Origin of the sequence: Bacillus sp. FSL L8-0152 (assembly GCF_038006365.1) — a bacterium.
GTDB classification, from domain to species: Bacteria; Bacillota; Bacilli; order Bacillales; family Bacillaceae_G; genus Bacillus_A; species Bacillus_A cereus.
In genome coordinates, this window is record NZ_JBBOVB010000001.1 from 4,365,318 (window position 1) to 4,388,363 (window position 23,046).

Sequence of the window (23,046 nt, forward strand, 5' to 3'; positions counted from 1 at the left end):
TTTCCACCCTGACATTACCTTTTTATTTCTGTTAACATACGCAGCTGTTCATTGTATTTTTCTTTTCTTAATTTTACATACCCGACCTCTTCAGCGAGGTTACCAACATGCTGAATCATAAACTCAACATAGTTTGCTACATTCATTTTATTTCGGATAGATGCATTATTCACATAAGTAAGTAGCGGCCTAGATAACGGCTTATACTTACCTGACTGAATGGTCTCTTTCGTCGGAAATACACCATTCACTTTTATTGCTTTCACCTTATCTCGATTAGCCATATAATAAGCATATCCTACAAAAGCAATGGCATGTTTATCATTCATTACCCCTTGCATAATAACTTGATCATCTTCAGACAAAGAGATTTTTTTTACAATGCGATGATTTTGTAAGATGACATTTTGAAAATAATCATAAGTACCAGAGTCTACGCCTGGTGCATAAAACTTCACTTGTTCACGTGGCCATGTTGAATGAATTTGTGACCATCGCTTCTCTCTTCCATCTTCACTCCACAGTAAACGTAACTCGTCTACTGACATATCGTCTACCCATGTATTGTGCCGATTCACAACGATTGTAAGACCATCGTTAGCGACCTCAAAAGGTGTGAACTGAATAGAGTTTTTCTTCATCTCATTTTTCTCGACTTGTTTCATTACTCTCGAAGCATTATTTATATCTACTTCTCCTTTACTGAAACGATTAAATCCTCCTCCAGTTCCAGAAACACTGATGGAAATTTTCACGTCTGGATGCACCTTTGTATATTCCTCCGCTACTGCTTCTATAATAGGAAAAACCGTTGAGGATCCATCAACTCTCACTTCTCCCATATCATTTAAAGCAAATGCAGTAGACATTTCAAAACAGAGGAACCATATCGATAGTACGAAAATTATAATCGGTGTACGCATCCATTTCACGTGTTCTTCCTCCTAGAAGTAACCGGAAATAACAGGATTACAGATATAAGAATACTGCTAAACTATTAATTCGGTTTTAATTGTTTGTAAAAGTTTTGTAAAGTTCCACAAAAATCAACATACGGTACAATTTTAATTCAGTAGTAGCTATTCATTTCCTCTGATGATTTACCCTATAAAATATTTATCCCCTATCCCACCATATACAAGTATCATTTATAAGGCCGCGTGTTTCCCAATATTGTATACTTGTCCACATTTATTACACGATATGCATAAACCATAAAAAAAAGCACACTATCTTTTCAGATAGTGTGCTTTTTTTAAATTTTTTTATTCATCATCTTGATCTTTATTTTTATTGTTTTTATCATCTTTTGGAGCTTCACCATTTACTTCTTGGTTTTTTAAATCAAAGTAGGCGTCCATAATTTCACGACCAATATATCCATTAATACCAGTCTTATCATCATGTACCCATGGAACAACAACAGAGAATGCTACTTCTGGATCTTCAAGTGGCGCATAACCTACTAATGTTAAGTTATATGTTTCCACACGTTCACCATTTGCCTTTCTACCAATCTCTTTATCTCCGCCATACACAGTTTGCGCGGTACCTGTCTTCCCTGCCGCTTTATATTTTGCACCTGTAAAGTATTTGGTAGCTGTACCACCTGAATCATTATACACTTGTCTAAATCCTTCTTGAACACGTTTAATTTGCGATTCTGGCATATCAACACGATTTAATACTTTCGGTTCCATAGATTGAACAACTTTCCCAACTTCATCTGGTTTCACTGCCGGTTGACGAATTTCTTTTACAACTTGTGGTTGCATACGATATCCACCATTGGCAATCGTCGAAATATATTGCGCTAATTGAAGCGGTGTATACGTATCATACTGTCCAATTGATAAATCTAGTAAGAAACCTGGTTGACTACCTCTCCCCATCTGACCAGCAGATTCATTCGGTAAATCAATTCCTGTTTTTACACCAAGTCCAAACTGTCCGAAATAATAACGCATCGTATCAAATGCTTTTTGAGGTATATCTAACGTACCACCTCTCACATATGGAACACCAGCGATATTCATCGCTGTTTTAAACATATAAACGTTAGAAGACATTTTTAAAGCTGTAAGATCATTAATATATCCCATCGTTTTCCAAGATGACTTCGTAGGTGTACCTTTTAATTTAATTGGTTCATCCAATTGTACTGAACCTGGTTGAATCGCACCAGTTTGATATCCAGTAAGTACTGTTGCACCTTTTACAGTTGACCCCATCGGATAAGAACTTGTCATGGTACCTAATGCAAAGTCATTTACTTTCGTTTGACCATCTTCGTTAACTAATTGTTTCCCAGCCATAGATAAAACTTCACCATTTTTTGGGTTCATCATTACAACGAATGCGCGATCTAAAAGAGGTTCGCTTCCTTTAAATCTCATTAAATTCTTCGTAAGAATATCCTCCACGCGCTTTTGTAATTCCATATCAATCGTTAAATTCAGGTCATTACCACTTTGTCCTTTTGATACATTAATCGTTTCTAAAATATTACCGTTTTTATCTGTAACATTTCTAACTTCTGCTTTCGTACCGTGCAGACTATCTTCATACTGTTGTTCAAGATAACTTTTTCCTACTCGGTCATTTCGATTATAATCACGAACAAGATAGTAATCTAGTCTTTCTCTTGGTAAACCTTCGTCAGAAGTTGTTACACCACCAAGTACACTTCGGAACAAATCACCATCATATGCATATTTTCGTTCCCAATCAACACTTGTATCTACTCCCGGCAATTGCGCTAAATTTTCACTAATAATCGCATATTCTTCATCTGTTGCATTTTTCTTAAGAACTTGAGGTGTCATTGCATATCCGCCATCCATCTTACTCTTAATCGCTAGTATTTCTAGATCTTTTGCGGATAATTGATTAATCTCTTCTTCTGTTACACGACTGCGCTGACGCTCGTCTAATTCTTTATCATCAATTTTTTTATCTTTAAACTCTTGACGATCTTTATTCGTAATTTTTTCTTTAGCTTCCTCTTTATGCATAGCAAGCCAATAATCTTTTTTATCGCGATCTGTTAATTTATCTGTCGGTACTTCAATCAAATCTGCTAGCTTTTTCGCTGTTTCTAAGCGATCCTCTGCAGTTGATCCTTTCATTTTTGTAAATGTAATAGTACGAATGGCTGCATTATCTACTACAGATCGCCCATAACGGTCAAATATTTTCCCACGCGGTACAGGATTACTTATCGTTGAGTTTTCTTTCTTCTCCACTTCATTCTTATATTCTTCACCGCGAACAATTTGTACATATCCGAGCCTTACAATAACCGCGGAGAACATTAAAAACACGCAGAAAAACAGCACGTTTAACCGAAAAGGAACGTGGGTCTTTTTCTTATTTTGCTTCTGCTTCTTGCTCATACAAACCCCCTCTACCAACAGCTATGTAATGTGAAAGGGACACCTTCATACAGGTGTCCTCACTGCTGTCTTACATCTTTTTCTATTCTAGCATAAAACAAACGAGAAGTTAACCTTCTGGTTCAGTTTGGTTTTGCGCGTTTCCTTGCGTTACAACACTTGTTTTACTCGCATTTCCCTCATCATATTTGACATTTTTAACTGCAAAATAAATAAGAAAATGTCCAGCACCTAAAATACATAATAAGTAAGGTAAACTTTTTTCAGGTGGAAAGAATAGTACAGCACATAAAAAACTTAAAATGGAACAGATTCTTCCGGCGTTTAACCACAGCTCCCGAACAACGACATATTCCACACGCCATTCTCTCGCATTTTTCGCTCTACCAATTACGTCATATGTCATTGATCCATACGGAACAAGTAAAATAGGATATGCAATCGCAATACATGCCGCATAAATAAGTAATTTCGTGTATGTAACATTGAAAATAACTAAAAAGACGACAGCATATAAAATAATGCCTCCAAGTAAAATTGCTTTTTTTCGCCACTCCTTCTTTAACATACGAGCAACTAAGTAATAACATACAAAGGATACAGCAGAGTTCACTAAACTATATTTCCCTAATGCGAACTCACTATTAGTTGCTAAATAAACATATACTGAAATGACAAAAATAAACGTTCCTTCTCTCAATCCTTGGAAAAAATGAGCTCGTGTAATCTTTCCCCAGTTTTTATCAATCCGTCGTTCTTTCAATACTTGCACGATTTCATAACGCCCTTCACATTCTCTTTTAGATAAAAAGAAGCTTAAGACGACAGCAATTGCAAATAGAACTAATGAAAGAAAGAATATAACAGTATAACCACTCCATTTCTCCATACGTGAAATTGTGTATCCTGCTGCTATTGGTCCGATCATCCCAGAGAAGGATGTAAGAAGTCCAAGAAACCCATTAAAGAAATCTCTTGTTTCTGGTTCTGTAATTTCAAATGTCAATAAGTTAAAAGCCAACCAGTAAAAACCGTATCCTACTCCTAAAAGAGCCCCCATTAATAAAATATACTGAGAAGCACTTTTCCCCGCTACTAAGACAACAATAAAAAAAATTGCGAGCGTTCCTACTCCTATTCGTAATAAAATCGAGCGATCGATACGTTTCGCTAATTTTCCCCCTACAAGAAATGTGAGAGGCTGTAATATAACGCTGGCCAAATTATACAAGCCAAGATTCACATAATTTTGTGTTTGTTTCCATAAATAAATATTTACAAACGTATTCGATAAAGAAATTGCGAGCGTGTATAAACCTCCTATAAGGAGCAATAACACTAAATCCCGATTCACTTCAACGTCACCAATTATATGTTTCCACTTCATACACAACTCTCCTTTACTTCATGTTCTAGTCTTCCAAAGACAAGCCCAATTATGTAAAAGGAAAGCATAGAAAAAAGCTAGGGGTTCTCCCCTAGCTTTTTTCTATATTTATTACAATTATTTTGCTTCTTGGTAACGTTTTTCAGCAGCGTTCCAATCTACAACGTTCCAGAATGCACCGATGTAGTCTGGACGACGGTTTTGGTAGTTTAAGTAGTAAGCATGCTCCCAAACATCTAAACCGATAACTGGCGTTTTACCTTCAGTTAAAGGAGAATCTTGGTTTGGAGTGCTTGTTACTTCTAGCTCACCATTGTTTACTACTAACCAAGCCCAACCAGAACCGAAGCGAGTTGCGCCAGCTTTTGCGAATTCTTCTTTGAATGCATCGAAGCTACCGAATTTTGCTTCAATTGCAGTTGCAAGTTCACCTACAGGTTGTCCTCCGCCGTTTGGAGATAGGATTGTCCAGAAGAATGTATGGTTAGCATGTCCGCCACCATTGTTACGTACTGCTGTACGGATTGCTTCTGGTACTTCGTTTAAGTTTGCAACTAATTCTTCTACGCTTTTGTCAGCTAATTCTGCATGACCTTCTAAAGCAGCGTTTAAGTTTGTAATGTACGTGTTGTGATGTTTTGTATGATGGATGTTCATTGTTTCTTTGTCAAAGTGAGGCTCTAAAGCATCATACGCATAAGGTAAATTTGGTAATTCGTGTTTTGCCATTGTTATATTCCTCCCAGTTTATGTATTGCCACTTAAGTGACATACAACTTCATTCTACCCTAATTGCCATAGGGTGCAAACAAATAAATCACATTGTCTTGCTATCATTAAAGTAGCAAAATTCCCACTTCTTTTCAATTAAAATGCTCATATATTCCGTAAAAAAAGCTTCCTTCTACAAGGAAGCTTCCTGCTAACATAATAAACATGCGAAATGGATATGGACCCTGTAGGACTCGAACCTACGACCGGACGGTTATGAGCCGTCTGCTCTAACCAGCTGAGCTAAGGGTCCACAATTATGTATGTAACAACATATCAAATAAAGGAATTCCTATCGGATATGCCCTTTAAGAAATGTAAGATAAATTTACCATATAGAAAAGAAAAGTGTCAATTGTATTTTTCTTATTTAAAAGAAGAAAGTTAATAAAAAGAAATTTAGTTATCTCAACTATATGTAAATATAATATATCTTGAGATTCTCTAGATTCCTACGTTACAATGATTTTATACATACATAAAGGAAGTGAATCTATGTCCATATTTACCCAATTCGTAAAAAGCATATACTCGCCTAAAGATATGGCGCTATTCCGTTTTCAAAAAATCGGTAAAACCATTTTGTATATTATGCTACTTTGCTTAATTACTACTATTCCAAGAACTTTTTTGTACGGTAGTTTTATCCAAGATGGTGTAGGCATGGTAAATCAAGTCATCGATAAAGATTTACCTGATTTTAAAATTGAAAATGGCGAACTAAAAGCCGATATTGATCAGCCTATTGAAAAAGAAGAAGGAAATGCACTTTTCGTATTTGATCCAAATTCAACAGACCTAGAAAAATATCAAAATAAAACAGGTTTATTTGTTTTAAAAGATAAAGTAGTCTCTATGGGAAATGGTCAAACACAAACGTATTCTTATAACGATTTGTTAGGTGCATCTCTTGAGAAAAAAGATCTACAAGAATTTATTTCTTTATTCGATAATATTTATCCAATTTTATTATTTGTTATTGGATTCTTAGTGTACCTATTCCAATTATTCATCACTTTTGTAGGCGTGACTTTACTTGCGTTCATCGGTTCTGCTATGAGCGGTCAACGTAAACTATCCTATAAACAAGTTTGGACACTAACTGCATACAGCTACACAATCCCAACCATTTTCTTCATGATTATGGATTTATTCAAAATCGTCGTACCTGGCGCAACATTCATTTATATCGCTGTTGTTTTAATCGTTCTATACTTAACGATTAAAGAGGTACCCCAACCGAAAGAAAAATAAAAAAATGCCTAAATAGGCATTTTTTTTTTGGACAAGCATATATTCCTAGCAAAGGAGTGAAGAATATGAAGAGGTTAGGTATATTTCTATTCGTGCTTGTTCTCGGTTATATATTTTATTACGATATAAAAATCGGTACTTTACCGATGTTAAGTTCATATAAAAAAACAACTGCTGCCCAAACGATTAAAAAAGAAAACACAGACAGCCAACAAAATAAAGAGAATAAAACAGAAAAAGAAACGGATACATCTTATAAAACAATTGAAGTAAAAACTGGCGAGACAGTTCTTTCTATTACAGAACAAATTAACAAGAAAAAAATTCCTTCCATAGAAAAAGTCATTGACGACTTTAAACAATTAAACAAAAGTACATCTGCTACAAAAATACAAATTGGAAAGTCTTATAAATTCCCGTTATATCAATAAGCCATCACTTAATCCTTGTCAATTACATAAAGGCGCTGATACAATAGTAAAAGTGAAACCGAGCACTTCGGTTTCTATAGCCCTATATCACGTATACTATCATTGATATGAGGGACTAAATAAGAAACTTCTTTTATAAGGAGAGCGATCTATTCGTGAATGAAATGACTCATCGTACAAAAACACGTCCAGTTAAAGTCGGTAATTTAACAATTGGCGGTAATAATGAATTAATTATACAAAGTATGACAACAACAAAAACACATGATGTTGAAGCAACAGTTGCTGAAATCAAGCGTTTAGAAGAAGCTGGCTGTCAAGTCGTCCGCGTTGCCGTTCCAGATGAGCGCGCAGCTAATGCTATTGCTGATATAAAAAAACAAATCAACATTCCACTTGTTGCTGATATTCATTTTGATTATCGCCTTGCTTTAAAAGCAATTGAAGGTGGCATTGATAAAGTACGTATCAATCCAGGTAATATTGGTCGTCGCCATAAAGTAGAAGCTGTTGTAAATGCAGCAAAAGAGCGCGGTATTCCAATCCGTATTGGTGTAAACGCTGGTTCATTAGAGCGCCACATTTTAGAAAAGTACGGATACCCAACTGCTGATGGTATGGTTGAGAGCGCGCTACATCATATTAAAATTTTAGAGGACTTAGATTTCCACGATATTATCGTATCTATGAAAGCCTCTGATGTTAACTTAGCAATCGAAGCATACGAGAAAGCTGCTCGCGCTTTTGATTACCCATTACATTTAGGTATTACAGAATCTGGAACATTGTTTGCTGGAACTGTAAAAAGTGCCGCTGGTCTTGGAGCAATCTTAAGTAAAGGCATCGGAAATACACTACGTATTTCATTAAGTGCTGATCCAGTTGAAGAAGTAAAAGTTGCTCGTGAATTATTAAAATCATTCGGTCTTGCGTCTAACGCAGCGACACTTATCTCTTGTCCAACTTGTGGTCGTATTGAAATCGATTTAATTAGCATCGCTAACGAAGTGGAAGAATACATCTCTACACTTCAAGTACCAATTAAAGTTGCAGTACTTGGTTGCGCTGTAAATGGTCCTGGTGAAGCTCGTGAAGCTGATATCGGTATTGCTGGTGCACGTGGAGAGGGATTATTATTCCGTAAAGGGCAAGTCGTTCGTAAAGTACCAGAAGAAACAATGGTAGAAGAACTGAAAAAAGAAATCGACGTAATTGCTGCTGAAATGGCTGCTGAACGAGAAAAAGAAAAAGAGACACAAGAACAATAAAAAGAAGGTTGCCACAATATTTGTGAGCAACCTTCTTTTCTACGTAAAAAAGCTCGTCAGTTATATAACCGACGAGCTTTTACTTTGCACATTTTGGACAACGACCATATATTTCAAACTTATGACCCGTTACTTCATAACCAGTAAAATCTTTATTCATAAAATCCATTGGGCAGGAAGTAATCTCTTTCGTCCCACCACAATCCAAACAAATAAAATGATGATGATGTTCCATAATAGAACAAGTGAAACGAAAATGTTTTTCACCATTTAATTCCGTTTGTTCTAAAACACCAATCTCAGCAAAAACTGTTAAGTTACGATAAATCGTATCAAAACTAAGCCCTGGATAATCGTCTTTCATATGCTCTAAAACGTCTTTCGCAGTTAAATAACGATTATGTGCTGCAAATAATCTGAGCATCTCTTCTCTTTTTCCAGTATGTTTGTATCCTTTTTCCTTCATTAGGCGTAAAGCTTCTGTTAGATTCATACCTATCCCTACTTTATGCAGTTTTTTTCTTCTTCCATAAAATCGCACCGATTAAAATAAGAACTGCTATCATAACAATTGTACCACCTGGTGCTAGATCAAGTTGATACGAAGCAAACATTCCACCAATTACTGCAATTTCACCAAATAAAATGGAAAAGAAAATTGTTTGTTTAAATCCTTTAGCAATACGAATACTTGCTGCAACTGGTAACGTCATTAATGATGATACGAGAAGAACCCCTACTACACGCATTGATACTGCAATGACAAGAGCAACTAATATAATGAAAATAAAGTGAATCCATTTCGCTCTTAAACCAGTTGATACTGCGTATTCCTCATCAAATGATAGTAGAAACAGCTCTTTATATAATAAAATAATTGTCGCAACAACAACAATTGCTACAATCCCAATAATAATTAAATCCGTACTTGTTACAGCACTGACACTACCAAATAAATAACTAAATAAGTCTGTGTTAAATCCATTTGCAAGTGAAATGAAAATAACTCCAACTCCCATCCCTGCCGAAAGGATAATCGGAATTGCTAATTCTTGATAGTGCTTATATACAGTTCTTAACTTTTCGATTAATAGCGCTCCACCAATTGAAAAAACCATCCCCATATATAAGGGGTTTAAAAAACCACCTGTAAAAATGGTTTTTTCAAGTAATAAACTTGCTGCAATACCTGATAACGTCACGTGACTTAATGCATCCGCAATAAGAGATAAACGACGAATAACAACAAACACACCTATTAGTGGTGCAACAAGTCCAATTAAAATACCTGCGTATAAAGAATTACGTAAAAAGTCATATTGTAAAAAATCTTGTATCATTATATCCTCCCGTGATGCTCATGTTCGTGTTCTAAACGATGAACATGATGTCCATATAAGACGGACATTTCTGCATCTTCTAACTCTCGGAACTTCTCTACATTTCCATGGAAATGTAGATGTTGGTTTAGGCATGCAACATGTGTTACTTTTTCGGTAACAGCTCCCATATCATGAGTAACAAGAATTAATGTGATCCCGAGCCTTTTGTTTAAATCCTCTAATATTTCGTAAAAACTTTCCACATTTTTTACATCGATTCCAACAGTAGGCTCGTCTAAAATAAGCAATTCAGGATCACTAACGAGCGCACGAGCAATAAATACACGCTGTTGCTGTCCACCAGAAAGCTCTCCAATATTACGACCTTGAAACTCACTCATCCCTACATCAGCAATTGCTTTTTCTACCTTTTTCTTATCCTCTTTTGTGAAAAAGCGAAAAAGCCCTTTTTTCGAAACAAGTCCCATTGACACAACTTCAGAAACAGTTGCTGGAAAACCAGAATTGAAACTATTTGCTTTTTGGGATACATAACCAACTTTATTCCATTCCTTAAACTTCTTACTATCAACGCCAAACACACGAATGCTTCCTTCTTTTGGCTTTAAAACGCCTAATAAACACTTAAGTAAAGTTGATTTACCTGAACCATTCGGTCCCACTAAACCTAAAAAAGCTCCCTTCGGAACTTGCAAATTAATATTTTCTAACACATTCCGATCTTCGTATCGGAATGTTAAACCTTCAATCTCTAATATATTATTCATAGCATCTCACCTATTTTAATTCAGAATGATTCCGATTTATATCTATTTGAATTATAGTACAGCTTATTATAGTTGTAAACCAATCTGCCTAAAATATATCTATTTTTTCAAGAAACCTTACTATTATAACAAAAAGCAGAGAAAAATTCTCTGCTTTCGAAAAATATTCCTATATACGTTTAGTGAATAGCCGATTTAAACTTACCACCATTTGTCTCTTGCGTGCTCATAATCGTAACAAACGCATTTTCATCAATTTCATGCACAATTGACTTTAACTTCGTCACTTCTAGACGCGTTACAACTGCATAAATAACTTCTTTTTCTTTATCTGTATAACCACCTTTTGCTACAAGCTTTGTAGTTCCACGGCCGAGTCGATGTAAAATCGCATTTGATACTTCCTCATATTGATCAGATACAATTAAAACTGCTTTCGTTTCATCTAGCCCTTGAATTACTGTATCGATCGTTTTAAATGCAATATAGTACGTCATAACAGAATACATCGCTTGTTCCACACCAAACACAAATGCTGCCCATGCAAAAATAAATAAGTTCACAAACATTACGAATTCACCAACAGAGAACGGTAATTTCTTCGTTAATAAAATCCCCATAATTTCAGTTCCATCTAACGATCCACCATGACGAATTACAAGTCCTACACCAAGACCTAAAATAAGACCACCAAACACAGTCGCTAAAATAGGCTCTGTTGTAAACGGTGGCACCGCATGTAACGTTGACTCAATGAATGCTAACGCTACAATACCAAATGCCGAAGATAACATGAATGTTTTTCCAATTTGCTTATAACCCGAATACATAAATGGGATATTGAGAACAACGACTAAAGTAGAAAAACTTAACCACCAAATATTAGGAGTAAGGTAATCTAATATAAGAGAAATACCAATAATTCCACCATCAATAATTTTATTTGGCATTAAAAATAGTTCAATCGCTACCGCTGCGCATGCTGCCCCAAAAATAATCATAACTAAACGATAAATGAGATGAATAACACTTTCTTTTCGATGTTGCTTTTGCTCCATAGGTCCTCCCTTTACTCTTTTTCTGTAGTTTTGTCCTTATATTATAACATACGCTTCTTTTCCTCATGAAAAAAGAAACTCTATACGAATATGTACAAGCTATATGCTCATATATTTCGATAGAAGAACGCCTGAAGGAGGATAACAAGATGAACCTCATTAAACAAATTGTTAATAAAAAATTAAATCATATTTCTACAAAAGAGTTATTAAAATATAGCAAAGAATATGAAGTTTCTATTACGACTGCACAAGCTGACCAAATCGTTTTACTTATGAAAGGTAAAAATATTAATATTTACGATAACAACGAGCGACTAGAGCTCTTAAAACAGATTGCAAAAGTAACTTCCCCTGCCACTGCCCAACAAGTAAATACATTATTTCAGCAATTACTAAAATAAGGAGGGGAAATCCCCTCCTTATTGCGCTTTAATTTTTTCAAGAAGCCCTTCATCAAAAGTACCGTTTTTCAGCATTTCGATTTCCAATTTGTATGGTGGCTTCTTATCTTTTTTATCTTCCCCTACATACGGTGTTTCAAGAATTTTTGGTACATGCATTAACTGTGGATGATGTACAATGTGATGCAATGCTTTATACCCAATGTGACCAAATCCGATGTTTTCATGACGGTCTTTTCCTGCTCCGCGTACATTTTTACTATCATTAATATGAAGTACTTGTAAACGATCTATACCAACGATCTTATCAAATTCGTTTAATACACCGTCAAAGTCATTTACAATATCATATCCTGCATCGTGCGTATGACACGTATCAAAGCATACAGATAGCTTTTCATTATATTTTACGCCATCAATGATCTTTGCAATTTCTTCAAAGCTACGACCACATTCTGTTCCTTTTCCTGCCATCGTCTCTAACGCAATGTTAACCGTCTGTTCTGGCGTTAGTACTTCATTAAGCCCTTTAATAATTTGTTGAATACCAGCATCTGCTCCAGCACCAACGTGCGCTCCTGGGTGAAGAACAATTTGTTTCGCTACACCTAATGCCGATGTTCTTTCAATTTCCATACGAAGGAAGTCTACACCTAATTGGAATGTTTCTGGCTTCGTCGTATTCCCAACATTAATAATATACGGCGCATGGACGATAATTTCCTCAATACCATTCAGCTCCATATGTTTTCTTCCTGCTTCTATGTTCAATTCTTCAATTGGTTTTCTTCGTGTATTTTGCGGTGCACCTGTATAAATCATAAACGTTGTTGCACCGTATGAAACAGCCTCTTCACTTGCTGCTAATAACATGTTCTTACCACTCATGGAAACATGAGATCCAATCTTTAACATACAATCACCTCTTCAATATACAATAGATATAATGATAGCATAATTTGTAGAAATATGTAGTGAATTGTTTGTTCATAAAAGACGCACTACACAAATTTATATGAGTATTTAAACAGACTATACTCTTCATTTAAATTAGCGGGATTAAAAAAAGATAAGGGAAACCCCTTATCTTTTTTTATTGCTATATTTTCTCTTCACTTTGTCACGTTCTGTTGCAAGTTTACGTTTATAGTTTGGTTTTACTTTTTTCGGTTTTTTAATAACTTTCGTTGCCATAACATCAAGTTCGTCATTTGGTTTTTTACGGCTCTTACGACGACGACGCTCACCTAAATCTGCCCACTCATCTCCGCGTAAATCTACATGTTTAAACTCGATATGACGTTGTTTTTCTAAGCTATCTAATGCTTCTTCGTTTGCTGGATCATAAATCGTCACTGCAATACCAGAATGCCCCGCACGTGCTGTTCTTCCAACGCGGTGAACGAAGAAATCTAAATCTGATGGTAGCTCATAGTTAATAACATGGCTAATTCCTTCAATATCAATACCACGTGCTGCTAAATCAGTCGCAACAATATATTGGAATTCAAGGTCACGAATTTGTTTCATCATTTTTTTACGATCACGTGGTGATAAATCCCCGTGAATTCGTCCAACTTTTAAGCCGCGTTCCATTAATCCATCAGCAACTTGATCTGCCATTTTTTTCGTATTCGTGAAAACAACTGCTAAATACGGTTTAAATTGAAGTAGCATTTTATTCACTAAATCAATTTTATTACGATGTTTAGAAGGCACTAAATAGTGTTCAATGTTTCCAGCTGCAACTTGTTTTGGATTGATATGAATATGCTCTGGATTCTCCATATATTTCTTCAGAAACGGTTTTAGTTTTTGAGGAATTGTTGCAGAGAAAACTAGCATTTGCAAGTTTTTAGGCATGCGTGCTGCAATTTTATCTACATCGTGAATGAATCCCATATCAAGCATTAAGTCAGCTTCATCGACAATAATCGTATTTGCTTTATGAACAAATAATGCTTGTTCTTCTACTAAGTCTTTAATACGTCCTGGTGTCCCGACTACGATATGAGGTTGTTTTTTCAACTTTTCAATTGAACGTTGTTTATCAGTTCCACCAATTAAACAACGCGCTGTAATCATTTGATCTTCCGCACAGAATTTTGTTAATTTCACAATCTCTTCGTAAATTTGTTGTGCTAACTCACGAGTAGGTGCTGTAATAACAAGTTGTACTTCTTCACGGCTTGCATTAATTCTGTTCAATGTAGGAAGTAAGTATGCATGTGTTTTCCCAGAACCTGTTTGGGATTGTCCAATTACACTTACACCTTTTTTCACGACCGGGAAAATTTTCTGCTGAATTCCTGTCGGCTCTGTAAAGCGTAGTTCACGAACTGCATCTATTAAAAATGGTTTAAAATCATACTGTGTAAAAGTTTGTTGTGTCATAAGTTACACCTTCTTTCTAAATTTCTACTGCGCGCACAAATCAGTCAAGTCTACATTATATCGAAATCTACAAGTAAAATCCATCTTTAGTTTAGGTTTTCCCTTCAAAAACTAACCTTCTTCCCCCTTATTGCATATTGTATGTGTATATACCTAACTGAAGAAAGGAGGATTTCTCACATGTTTCCAAAATCCCCTACAAGACAAATGTATCCAAATCAAGGGCAGCAACCTTATACACCATATCCAATTCCACAACTACCACCAATGGCACAAAAAAAGAAAGGGTTCCTTGCTAAACTCTTTAAAAAACACGATCCAACCGAACCTTACATGCAAATGGTTCCGCCTTATCGACAAATGGAAGGACCGCCACCAATGATGCACCAGCACCAGCACCAGCAACCGCCACCTCAATATCGGCAACAATATCAACCCCAATATCAACAGCAATACCCACAGCAGTACTCACAGCAATATCAACCATACATGCAGCAGCATCCAGAGCAAATGATTCCCCCTCAAATGTACGAATCAAACGAAACGCGCGGCGGTGCAACAACTACAGCAGCATCCAGTAGCGGCATCGGCAGTTTTTTTGCGAATTTAATTTCGAATCCAACTAATATGATAAACAATATAGAAAAAGTATCCCAAGTCGTTCAATCTGTAAGCCCTGTCGTCGAACAGTACGGCCCTATTATGCGTAACCTACCAAGCATTGTTAAAATCCTCACCTCTGGAAAAAGTACGGAAGAAGATTCAACTAAAAATCAGGCTGAAGACATAACAGAAAAGGTTGAGGTAGCAACTCCACCTCCTCCACAAAAAAAAAGAAAAAGAAAAAAAATAGTGATTGAGCCAGTCATAGAAAAAGAATTACGAGAGGAGCCTGTTCAAAAAACAGCAACAAAACCAAAACTATATGTGTAACAATCCTTTGTTTTCTATCCACTCCTCCTTTATAATGTAAAAGACTATGCACAAAAGTATCCCTTGTTTAGAAGGAGAGGATTACTCATATGAAAATTGTTAAAATTTCCCCTCGTGGTTATTGCTACGGTGTTGTCGATGCAATGGTAATTGCACGTAACGCCGCATTAGATAAATCATTGCCGAGACCCATTTATATTTTAGGTATGATTGTTCACAATAAACATGTTACAGACGCTTTTGAAGAAGATGGAATCATCACATTAGACGGTCCAAGTCGCTTAGAAATTTTAGATAAAATTGATTCTGGTACTGTTATTTTCACTGCACACGGTGTTTCTCCAGAAGTTAAACAACGCGCAAAAGAAAAAGGTTTAACAACAATCGATGCCACTTGTCCAGATGTTACCAAGACACATGACCTTATCGAAGCTAAGAAAGCGGAAGGGTATCATGTCATTTATATCGGTAAAAAAAATCATCCAGAGCCAGAAGGCGCAGTTGGTATTGCACCTGACATCGTTCACCTTATCGAAAAAGCCGATGATTTAAAAACATTAGAAATCCCAACAGATAAAATTTTAGTAACGAATCAAACAACGATGAGTCAATGGGATGTTCAACATTTAATGGAGGACATTCAAAAAAAATTCCCAACAGCAGAATTCCATAAAGAAATTTGTTTAGCAACTCAAGTTCGCCAAGAAGCTGTCGCTAAACAAGCTGATGTTGCAGACTTAACAATTGTTGTCGGTGATCCGAAAAGTAACAACTCAAACCGTTTAGCACAAGTGTCACAAGAAATTGCTGGTACGAAAGCATACCGCGTTGCAGACGTAAGTGAGATTAAATTAGAGTGGCTACAAGGTGTAGAAAACGTAGCTGTTACAGCAGGTGCTTCTACTCCAACTCCAATTACAAAAGAAGTTATCGCTTTCTTAGATCAATATGACCCAATGAATCCCGCTACATGGGAGAGAGTTCGAAAAGTACCGTTACAAAAAATATTACCCCGTGTAAAAGTGAAAAAAGAACAATAATAAAAACCGTTGCCTATATGAGCAACGGTTTTTATTTTTCTTATACAAATGTAAATGGATCTGTATGTAATTGCGAAGCATGAATGTGTACATTGAGTTTCTTTGCATCCACTTTTTCTTGTAATTGCTTTTGTACACCTTGCTTCATTACTTTTTCAACGTTATGTCCTGGGTCAACTATATTTAAACCGAGCATCATCGCATCATGAGCAACATGATAATACATGTCACCTGTTACATATACATCTGCTCCTTTAAATTTAGCTTGATTGATGTATTTGTTACCATCACCACCAAGTACAGCTACTTTGCGCACTTTATCATCTAATTTCCCAACAACTCGTGCACCCTTTACATCTAATGATTGCTTTACATGTTCTGCAAACTGTCCAAGTGTCATTTCTTCTTTTAAGTATCCTATTTTCCCAAGCCCTAATGTTTCGCCTTTGTTATCAAGTGGATACACATCATACGCTACTTCTTCATATGGATGTGCCGTTACCATTGCTTTAATCACTTTTCGTTGTAGTGAAACTGGAATAACCGTTTCGATCCGCACTTCTTCTACGCGCTCTAACTGTCCAGTTTCCCCTACATAAGGATTTGTCCCCTCTTGAGGTACAAACGTACCTGTACCCTCGCTACTAAACGTACAGTGGCTATAATTGCCGATATGACCAGCACCTGCGTCTCCTAATGCTTTTCGTACTTCCTCTGCATGAGTTACTGGCACAAACACAACAACTTTTTTCATTTCTTCTGCATATGTCGGTGCCAAAACTTCTGTATTTTGCAACCCTAACGCCTCAGCAAGTAAATCATTTACCCCGCCCTTGGCAACATCCACATTTGTATGCGCTGCATAAATGGCAATATCATTTTTAATACACGTTTCAATAATTCTTCCGTACGCTTTATCTGTATGAATCGCTTTTAACGGATTAAAAATTAAAGGATGATGCGCGATAATGACATTCGCCCCTAATTGAATCGCTTCCTCCACAACTTCCTCCGTTACATCTAATGCAATTAATACGTGTTGTACAGATTTATTAAGCGCTCCAATCTGCAGACCAATTTTATCTCCTTCCATCGCCAGATGCTTCGGATACATACTTTCAAATAAAGAAATAATTTCATGGCCGTTTGGAATTTTACTCATGATAAAATCTCCCCTATCATTTTCATTTTCGCTTCTACTTCTGCACGTTTCGCTTTTGTTTCTTCAGAATTAGCCGCACGTTCTAACTGTTTTAAAATATTTTGGAAATTTTTCAATTCCCCTTCCCATTTTTCAACGAAAGCTTCACTTTTTTCTTTTATTAAAAATGGCCCCATAAACAATCCCGCTTGTTTATTTTCCGAGTAAGGTGCTTCGACATTTCCTCGCTCTCCTACTAAAATCTCGTAAATTTTCCCATCTTCTTTTACGATTTTTTCATGGATAAGCTCCCAACCATTTTCAACAAACCATTCACGAATATGATGTGCTGCAATATTCGGCTGTAAAATTAAACGTGTTACACCTTCTAATTTTTCTTTACCACTTTCTAAAATGTCACGAATTAACGCTCCGCCCATTCCAGCAACCGTAATTACATCTACTTCTCCTGGCGCTATAACAGCTAATCCATTCCCTTTACGCACATCTACTTTATCTTGCAAGCCACTTTCAGCTACAGTTGCTTGTGCAGAGCGAAACGGTCCATCTACAACCTCTCCAGCAACTGCTTTTGTAGCAATATTATTTATAATTGTATAACACGGTAAATAAGCATGATCCGATCCAATATCAGCAACTGTAGATCCTACCGGTATTTCACGCACAACTTCTTCTAATCGTTTTGAAAGCTTTACTTCATTCATGTATTTCCATTACTCCTTCTCTTGTCAGTCTGTCTCCATGATAATGAATTTATAGTAGTTGTTGCAAGCCTATAACAACAATTCACTTCTCTATCATTCATCGTATTTTAGAAAATATAGAAAAACAAGCCCTTTGCATAAGCAAAAGACTTGTCATACGGAACTTTATTTTTTCTTCGATAACCAATCAGCTACTTTAGTGGCTTGATCAGCTGGAACTATATTAGCAGGCATATTGCCCTTTCCTTTCGAAAGAATTTCTTTAATTTCATCCTTTGAAAGTTTCCCACCAATTTTTTGTAAGTTAGGTCCTACTGCCCCTTGTAACTGATCACCGTGGCAGCTCGTACAGCTTTGCTTCACAATATCCTCTGGTTTTGATGCTGTTTGTGCTGGCTTCCCGCCATTTTTTGCATCAGCTAACTCTTTAGATTTATTTAGCCCCTGAAATGAAAATACAAACATAACGATAATACCCAATGCTGCAATAAGAGCGAACGGAATCAGCGGATTACGTTTCATATCTCTTCTCCCCCCTCTATACCCCTAAATAGTTAGATGATTCAGTCATTTCCATTGTACTTGAAAACGCTCTATCAGAAAAGAGAAAACTACTACTTGTTAAAAATATTCCATAAATTCAGTTTATTGTTTTTTATTGTCATATAGCTTATTATTTCGATAATTATTAACGTTTCTCATCATATTTTTCGCTTTTCTACATATATTTTTGTATAGAATAAACAAAATTAATCGAAAAATCGAAAAATGAGCATTTGCAAATCAAAAGACAATTCTGTAAAATAAATTACAAGAAATTGTAATCGTTGCCGATAGCTAAATTTTAACAAAAATTAACAAAATAAAAAAGTTTACTTCACAAAGGTGAAGTAAACTTAAAAAATAACCTATTCTAAGAAATCCTTAAGACGCTTACTACGACTTGGATGTCTTAATTTGCGAAGTGCTTTTGCTTCAATTTGACGGATACGCTCTCTCGTTACGCCGAATACTTTCCCAACTTCTTCAAGCGTACGAGTTCGTCCATCATCTAAACCGAAACGAAGACGCAGAACATTTTCTTCACGATCTGTTAGTGTATCTAACACATCTTCTAATTGTTCTTTTAGCAATTCATAGGCTGCATGGTCCGCAGGCGATGTTGCTTCTTGGTCTTCAATAAAGTCACCTAAATGGGAGTCATCTTCTTCACCAATTGGTGTTTCAAGAGAAACTGGCTCCTGTGCAATTTTTAAGATTTCACGTACTTTTTCTGGAGCAAGATCCATTTCTTCACCAATCTCTTCAGGAGACGGTTCGCGACCTAAATCTTGTAATAATTGACGTTGTACACGAATTAACTTATTAATCGTTTCAACCATATGAACTGGAATACGAATTGTTCGCGCTTGGTCCGCAATCGCACGTGTAATAGCTTGGCGAATCCACCAAGTTGCATACGTACTAAATTTGAAACCTTTACGATAATCGAACTTTTCAACAGCTTTAATTAGACCCATATTACCTTCTTGAATTAAGTCTAAGAAAAGCATACCACGGCCTACGTAGCGCTTTGCAATACTTACTACAAGACGTAAGTTTGCTTCTGCAAGACGACGTTTCGCTTCTTCATCGCCTTCTTCAATACGCGTTGCAAGTCGAATTTCTTCTTCTGCAGATAGTAAGTCTACACGACCAATTTCTTTTAAATACATACGAACAGGATCGTTGATTTTAACCCCAGGTGGTACACTTAAATCATTGAGGTCAAACTCTTCTTCTGTTTTTGTAATTTGGCGATTATTAGGGCCTTCTTCGTTGTCATTATCACCAACTAAGTCAATGCCTTGTTCACCTAAATATTCATAGTATTCATCCATTTGATCGGATTCAATTTCAAATCCATTCATGCGTTCTGCAATCTCTTCATATGTAAGAACGCCACGTTTTTTTCCGAGCTCAGTGAGTTGTTCTTTCACTTGCTCAAGGGTCATTTCAGTTTCAATTTGTTTAGAACGAGCTGGTTTGTCAGCCATCTGTTCCCCTCCTTACGCGAGATACAAACATTCATTATACTAAAACTTTATCAAAAAAGCTATTTTCTCGCTTTTTGATTTTGTAAATATGCTACATAATATTTAGCAGCCTCTACAGGATCTGTTTTTTCCATTTGTTTCACTTTAAAGATGATCTCCATCTTTTCAAGTTTTTCCTGATGCCGTCTAAGCGTCTCCAAATGGCCTTGCAACACTTCTTCTGTGTATTCTGGATTAATAAATTCATCCGTCGAAATATCAGTGATAATATTTTTCAACTTTTCATCAGAGAGCCAACTTAAAAATGTTCCGACTGAAGGTTCATTTCCCTTTTCATAATATGCGTATAGTTCATATAAAATCCCTTTATGTTCTTCTGTATGAAAATCTTCTATATGGGATTCCATACGAACAGCTACTTCTGCACTTTGCAACATATGGTAAATAATTTCTCTTTCCGCTCTTTCAAAACCTGTTAACTTCGGTTTTGTTTGAACGACTTGAGACGGTTTAGCAACCTGCTTTATTTGTTTTTGCTGTACCTTTTGTTCTTTGCGATATTGGTGCAATTGATTCAAAAGTGTTTCCATTGAATACGAAAATTCTTGCGATAATGACTTCAAATATGACTCTGCCTGCATCGCATCTTGTAACAACGATAACTCTTTTAAAACACTTTTCACATATTCTTCTTTGCCAGACTCATCTTGCAAATTTTTCCCTAAACGCAAATAATTTATTTTAAAACCAACAAAACTCACACTTGATTTCACAAGATTTTCAAAAGCGGTAGTCCCATATTGTTGCACATATTCATCAGGATCAAGCTTATCTGGCAAGGATGTGACTTTCACTTGGCAACCAACTTTTAGCAATAATTGCCCTGCTTTCATCGTCGCTTCTCGCCCTGCTTTATCACCATCATAGCAAAGAACAACAGTTTCAACGTTACGTCGCAGAAGTTTTGCTTGTTCTTCAGTTAAAGCTGTTCCCATTGTCGCAACAGCTTCTTCCACACCACTTTTTACCGCAGCTAGTACATCGGCATATCCTTCAAAAAGAACCACTTGCCCACGCTTTCTAATAAACGGTCTTGCTTGGTGGAAGTTATACAACAATTTACTTTTGTGAAAAATCGGTGTTTCAGGGCTATTTAAATATTTCGGAGTGTCATCCCCTAACGCCCTTCCACTAAACGCTATCACCTTACCTTGTAACGTATAGATCGGGAACATAACTCTTCCACGGAAGCGATCGTAATGACTACCATCCTTCTCACTTCTTATTAGAAGGCCAGCTTGTTCCATACTAGACAGCGATAAACCTCTTTTTTGTAAAATTTTCGTCGCTGCATCCCAAGCAGGTGATGCATAACCAATTTCAAACTTCTCAATCATCTCTTTCGTAATACCACGGTTTAATAAATATGAAAGTGCTTCATTTCCCTCTTCCGTATTTACTAATAAATGATGATAATACTTTTTCAATAATTCATGAGCTTGTTGCATGATGACAGTGTCATCAGATATGTCTTCTTGTTGTCCTTGCCCTGATGTATACTCTGCAACCGCAATTCCATTTCTTTCGCCTAGCTTTTGAACAGCCTCGGTAAAAGCCAGTCCTTCCATTTTCATTAGAAAGGAAAATACATTTCCACCTTCTCCACATCCGAAGCAATGAAAAATTTGCTTATCAGATGAAACAGAGAATGAAGGAGAATTCTCACCATGAAATGGACAAAGGCCGAAATAGTTACGCCCCTGTTTTCTAAGTTGAACGTATTCACCAATCACTTCTACAATATCGGATGATGTCCGAATCTGTTCAACAACTTCTTCGGGAATTCTGTTCCCCATAACTCCATCTCCGTGTCGTATTTTGTATTCGATATAAATTAAAAAATTCCTTTATAATTCGACAATATTTTTCTAAACTTGTTAGAAAGTGTTGCCGATTACATTGTATAAACGATTTTGAACCTTTCCTATAGGTCCTTTATCTGCATAAATCGCATATACATACTTGCTATATAAAATTGTATACATTTGCTCATCTGTTACAAATGTATCTCTTAGAAACAATACATATACACCTTTTTACAAGAAGAGTAGCAAGCCACATATACTGTTTGATCTTGAGATCTGTAACATTTGCATGTTGATCCATGTAACAATCAACTCCATTTTGTTCAGTATCTACAAAGATCCAATTGCCTTGCTATTTCCTTAAAGGATGAGCATATGATGCGACAAACAAAATTCCGACATGAAATTCCGCTCCAACTTGCACAATTTCAGCCTTCACGGGATATACATCTACACCAACTAATATGTTGTTGATGTTTTGCATATTTCTGTATTCTACATCCCTTCTGTGAATCCTTCCATAATGTGCGTTTTCTTGTATAGATTTTGTCGATTTAACGTAATTACATGTCTTTTTCGTAAATCCTATCCCTAGTTTATTCTGAAAAATTAAAGTCTAAACGTAAAATATAGGTTTTTATCACAATTTTTTATTATAATATATTTTCTTCAACTACGCTACATATCCCTTTATTTTTTCAGCTTACATTTCAGGATGACAAACTCACACCTTGAATATACTAAAAGACAAAGGAGTATAAGTATAACCATTACACTACGATCTATTACAAAATCCATAGGTATCATATTTCACACGAGCGAAAAAAGCACATT

At 36.1% G+C, this 23,046-nt stretch carries 23 protein-coding genes and 1 tRNA gene; 6 read left to right on the forward strand and 18 right to left on the reverse strand.

The window, feature by feature from the left end; genetic code table 11:
- Positions 1 to 14 precede the first annotated feature (14 nt).
- The 5 genes from MHH27_RS21985 to MHH27_RS22005 form a co-directional block, all read right to left on the reverse strand.
- Positions 15 to 923 carry a PstS family phosphate ABC transporter substrate-binding protein gene (locus tag MHH27_RS21985; protein WP_202441590.1) on the reverse strand — a complete coding sequence of 303 codons (909 nt, stop codon included), beginning with the start codon at positions 921 to 923 and terminating at the stop codon, positions 15 to 17.
- A gap of 342 nt (positions 924 to 1,265) precedes the next feature.
- Positions 1,266 to 3,395, reverse strand: coding sequence for a peptidoglycan D,D-transpeptidase FtsI family protein (locus tag MHH27_RS21990; RefSeq protein ID WP_071713588.1), 2,130 nt, complete (start codon positions 3,393 to 3,395; stop codon positions 1,266 to 1,268).
- A gap of 109 nt (positions 3,396 to 3,504) precedes the next feature.
- Positions 3,505 to 4,782: an MFS transporter gene (locus MHH27_RS21995; protein ID WP_023523062.1), complete on the reverse strand. Its 1,278-nt coding sequence runs from the start codon at positions 4,780 to 4,782 to the stop codon at positions 3,505 to 3,507.
- A gap of 117 nt (positions 4,783 to 4,899) precedes the next feature.
- Complete coding sequence (gene sodA, locus MHH27_RS22000) at positions 4,900 to 5,511, reverse strand: superoxide dismutase [Mn] (protein WP_001052031.1); 612 nt, start codon at positions 5,509 to 5,511, stop codon at positions 4,900 to 4,902.
- A 221-nt stretch (positions 5,512 to 5,732) separates the two neighbouring features.
- Positions 5,733 to 5,806: transfer RNA gene (locus MHH27_RS22005), tRNA-Ile, on the reverse strand.
- Between the two features lie 242 nt (positions 5,807 to 6,048).
- Between MHH27_RS22005 and yqgB the strand changes: the two genes are divergently transcribed.
- From yqgB to ispG, 3 genes are all read left to right on the forward strand, one after another.
- The gene (gene yqgB, locus MHH27_RS22010) at positions 6,049 to 6,807 is read left to right on the forward strand and encodes a protein YqgB (protein WP_000021895.1); all 759 of its coding nucleotides are present in this window, start codon (positions 6,049 to 6,051) and stop codon (positions 6,805 to 6,807) included.
- A 65-nt stretch (positions 6,808 to 6,872) separates the two neighbouring features.
- Complete coding sequence (gene yqfZ / locus MHH27_RS22015) at positions 6,873 to 7,238, forward strand: protein YqfZ (RefSeq protein ID WP_000825415.1); 366 nt, start codon at positions 6,873 to 6,875, stop codon at positions 7,236 to 7,238.
- A gap of 164 nt (positions 7,239 to 7,402) precedes the next feature.
- Positions 7,403 to 8,506, forward strand: a complete 1,104-nt coding sequence (gene ispG, locus MHH27_RS22020; protein WP_161114734.1) for a flavodoxin-dependent (E)-4-hydroxy-3-methylbut-2-enyl-diphosphate synthase — start codon at positions 7,403 to 7,405, stop codon at positions 8,504 to 8,506.
- A gap of 79 nt (positions 8,507 to 8,585) precedes the next feature.
- Here ispG and MHH27_RS22025 read toward each other — a convergent pair whose 3' ends face one another.
- The 4 genes from MHH27_RS22025 to MHH27_RS22040 form a co-directional block, all read right to left on the reverse strand.
- A complete protein-coding gene (locus MHH27_RS22025) occupies positions 8,586 to 8,999 on the reverse strand; it encodes a Fur family transcriptional regulator (RefSeq protein WP_001054516.1) in 414 nt (137 codons plus the stop codon).
- Positions 9,000 to 9,012: 13 nt separating this feature from the next.
- Positions 9,013 to 9,846, reverse strand: coding sequence for a metal ABC transporter permease (locus MHH27_RS22030; RefSeq protein WP_000613817.1), 834 nt, complete (start codon positions 9,844 to 9,846; stop codon positions 9,013 to 9,015).
- On the reverse strand, positions 9,846 to 10,616 hold the full coding sequence (locus MHH27_RS22035) for a metal ABC transporter ATP-binding protein (protein WP_001059662.1): 771 nt from the start codon (positions 10,614 to 10,616) through the stop codon (positions 9,846 to 9,848). Before MHH27_RS22035 ends, MHH27_RS22030 begins: the two co-directional genes overlap by 1 nt.
- A gap of 179 nt (positions 10,617 to 10,795) precedes the next feature.
- On the reverse strand, positions 10,796 to 11,674 hold the full coding sequence (locus MHH27_RS22040) for a YitT family protein (RefSeq protein ID WP_000435960.1): 879 nt from the start codon (positions 11,672 to 11,674) through the stop codon (positions 10,796 to 10,798).
- Between the two features lie 149 nt (positions 11,675 to 11,823).
- Between MHH27_RS22040 and MHH27_RS22045 the strand changes: the two genes are divergently transcribed.
- Positions 11,824 to 12,078, forward strand: a complete 255-nt coding sequence (locus MHH27_RS22045; protein WP_001048958.1) for a DUF2624 domain-containing protein — start codon at positions 11,824 to 11,826, stop codon at positions 12,076 to 12,078.
- An 18-nt stretch (positions 12,079 to 12,096) separates the two neighbouring features.
- Here MHH27_RS22045 and MHH27_RS22050 read toward each other — a convergent pair whose 3' ends face one another.
- Together MHH27_RS22050 and MHH27_RS22055 are read right to left on the reverse strand one after the other, a co-directional pair.
- Positions 12,097 to 12,993 (reverse strand): deoxyribonuclease IV, encoded by an 897-nt coding sequence (locus MHH27_RS22050; protein WP_000912471.1) that lies wholly within the window; start codon positions 12,991 to 12,993, stop codon positions 12,097 to 12,099.
- 168 nt (positions 12,994 to 13,161) lie between these two features.
- Positions 13,162 to 14,472: a DEAD/DEAH box helicase gene (locus MHH27_RS22055; RefSeq protein WP_000194023.1), complete on the reverse strand. Its 1,311-nt coding sequence runs from the start codon at positions 14,470 to 14,472 to the stop codon at positions 13,162 to 13,164.
- Between the two features lie 180 nt (positions 14,473 to 14,652).
- On the opposite strand from MHH27_RS22055, the gene vrrA reads away from it, so the two are divergent.
- Together vrrA and MHH27_RS22065 are read left to right on the forward strand one after the other, a co-directional pair.
- Complete coding sequence (vrrA, locus tag MHH27_RS22060) at positions 14,653 to 15,405, forward strand: VrrA/YqfQ family protein (protein WP_065485287.1); 753 nt, start codon at positions 14,653 to 14,655, stop codon at positions 15,403 to 15,405.
- Between the two features lie 89 nt (positions 15,406 to 15,494).
- The gene (locus MHH27_RS22065; protein WP_000706657.1) at positions 15,495 to 16,445 is read left to right on the forward strand and encodes a 4-hydroxy-3-methylbut-2-enyl diphosphate reductase; all 951 of its coding nucleotides are present in this window, start codon (positions 15,495 to 15,497) and stop codon (positions 16,443 to 16,445) included.
- A 40-nt stretch (positions 16,446 to 16,485) separates the two neighbouring features.
- On the opposite strand, the gene MHH27_RS22070 is transcribed toward MHH27_RS22065, so the two are convergent.
- The 7 genes from MHH27_RS22070 to MHH27_RS22100 form a co-directional block, all read right to left on the reverse strand.
- Positions 16,486 to 17,607, reverse strand: coding sequence for a Nif3-like dinuclear metal center hexameric protein (locus MHH27_RS22070; RefSeq protein ID WP_090977054.1), 1,122 nt, complete (start codon positions 17,605 to 17,607; stop codon positions 16,486 to 16,488).
- On the reverse strand, positions 17,604 to 18,311 hold the full coding sequence (locus tag MHH27_RS22075; RefSeq protein ID WP_001006547.1) for a tRNA (adenine(22)-N(1))-methyltransferase: 708 nt from the start codon (positions 18,309 to 18,311) through the stop codon (positions 17,604 to 17,606). The genes MHH27_RS22070 and MHH27_RS22075 overlap by 4 nt, the downstream gene beginning before the upstream one ends.
- A 165-nt stretch (positions 18,312 to 18,476) precedes the next feature.
- Entirely contained in the window at positions 18,477 to 18,833 is a 357-nt protein-coding gene (gene cccA / locus MHH27_RS22080; RefSeq protein ID WP_000828142.1) for a cytochrome c550, read from the reverse strand.
- A 386-nt stretch (positions 18,834 to 19,219) separates the two neighbouring features.
- A complete protein-coding gene (gene rpoD, locus MHH27_RS22085; protein WP_000764066.1) occupies positions 19,220 to 20,347 on the reverse strand; it encodes an RNA polymerase sigma factor RpoD in 1,128 nt (375 codons plus the stop codon).
- A gap of 59 nt (positions 20,348 to 20,406) precedes the next feature.
- Positions 20,407 to 22,203: a DNA primase gene (dnaG, locus tag MHH27_RS22090; RefSeq protein ID WP_000528221.1), complete on the reverse strand. Its 1,797-nt coding sequence runs from the start codon at positions 22,201 to 22,203 to the stop codon at positions 20,407 to 20,409.
- 81 nt (positions 22,204 to 22,284) lie between these two features.
- Complete coding sequence (locus MHH27_RS22095) at positions 22,285 to 22,428, reverse strand: hypothetical protein (protein ID WP_000479733.1); 144 nt, start codon at positions 22,426 to 22,428, stop codon at positions 22,285 to 22,287.
- Positions 22,429 to 22,564: 136 nt separating this feature from the next.
- Positions 22,565 to 22,696: a hypothetical protein gene (locus MHH27_RS22100; protein WP_002024806.1), complete on the reverse strand. Its 132-nt coding sequence runs from the start codon at positions 22,694 to 22,696 to the stop codon at positions 22,565 to 22,567.
- Positions 22,697 to 23,046: the final 350 nt, after the last annotated feature.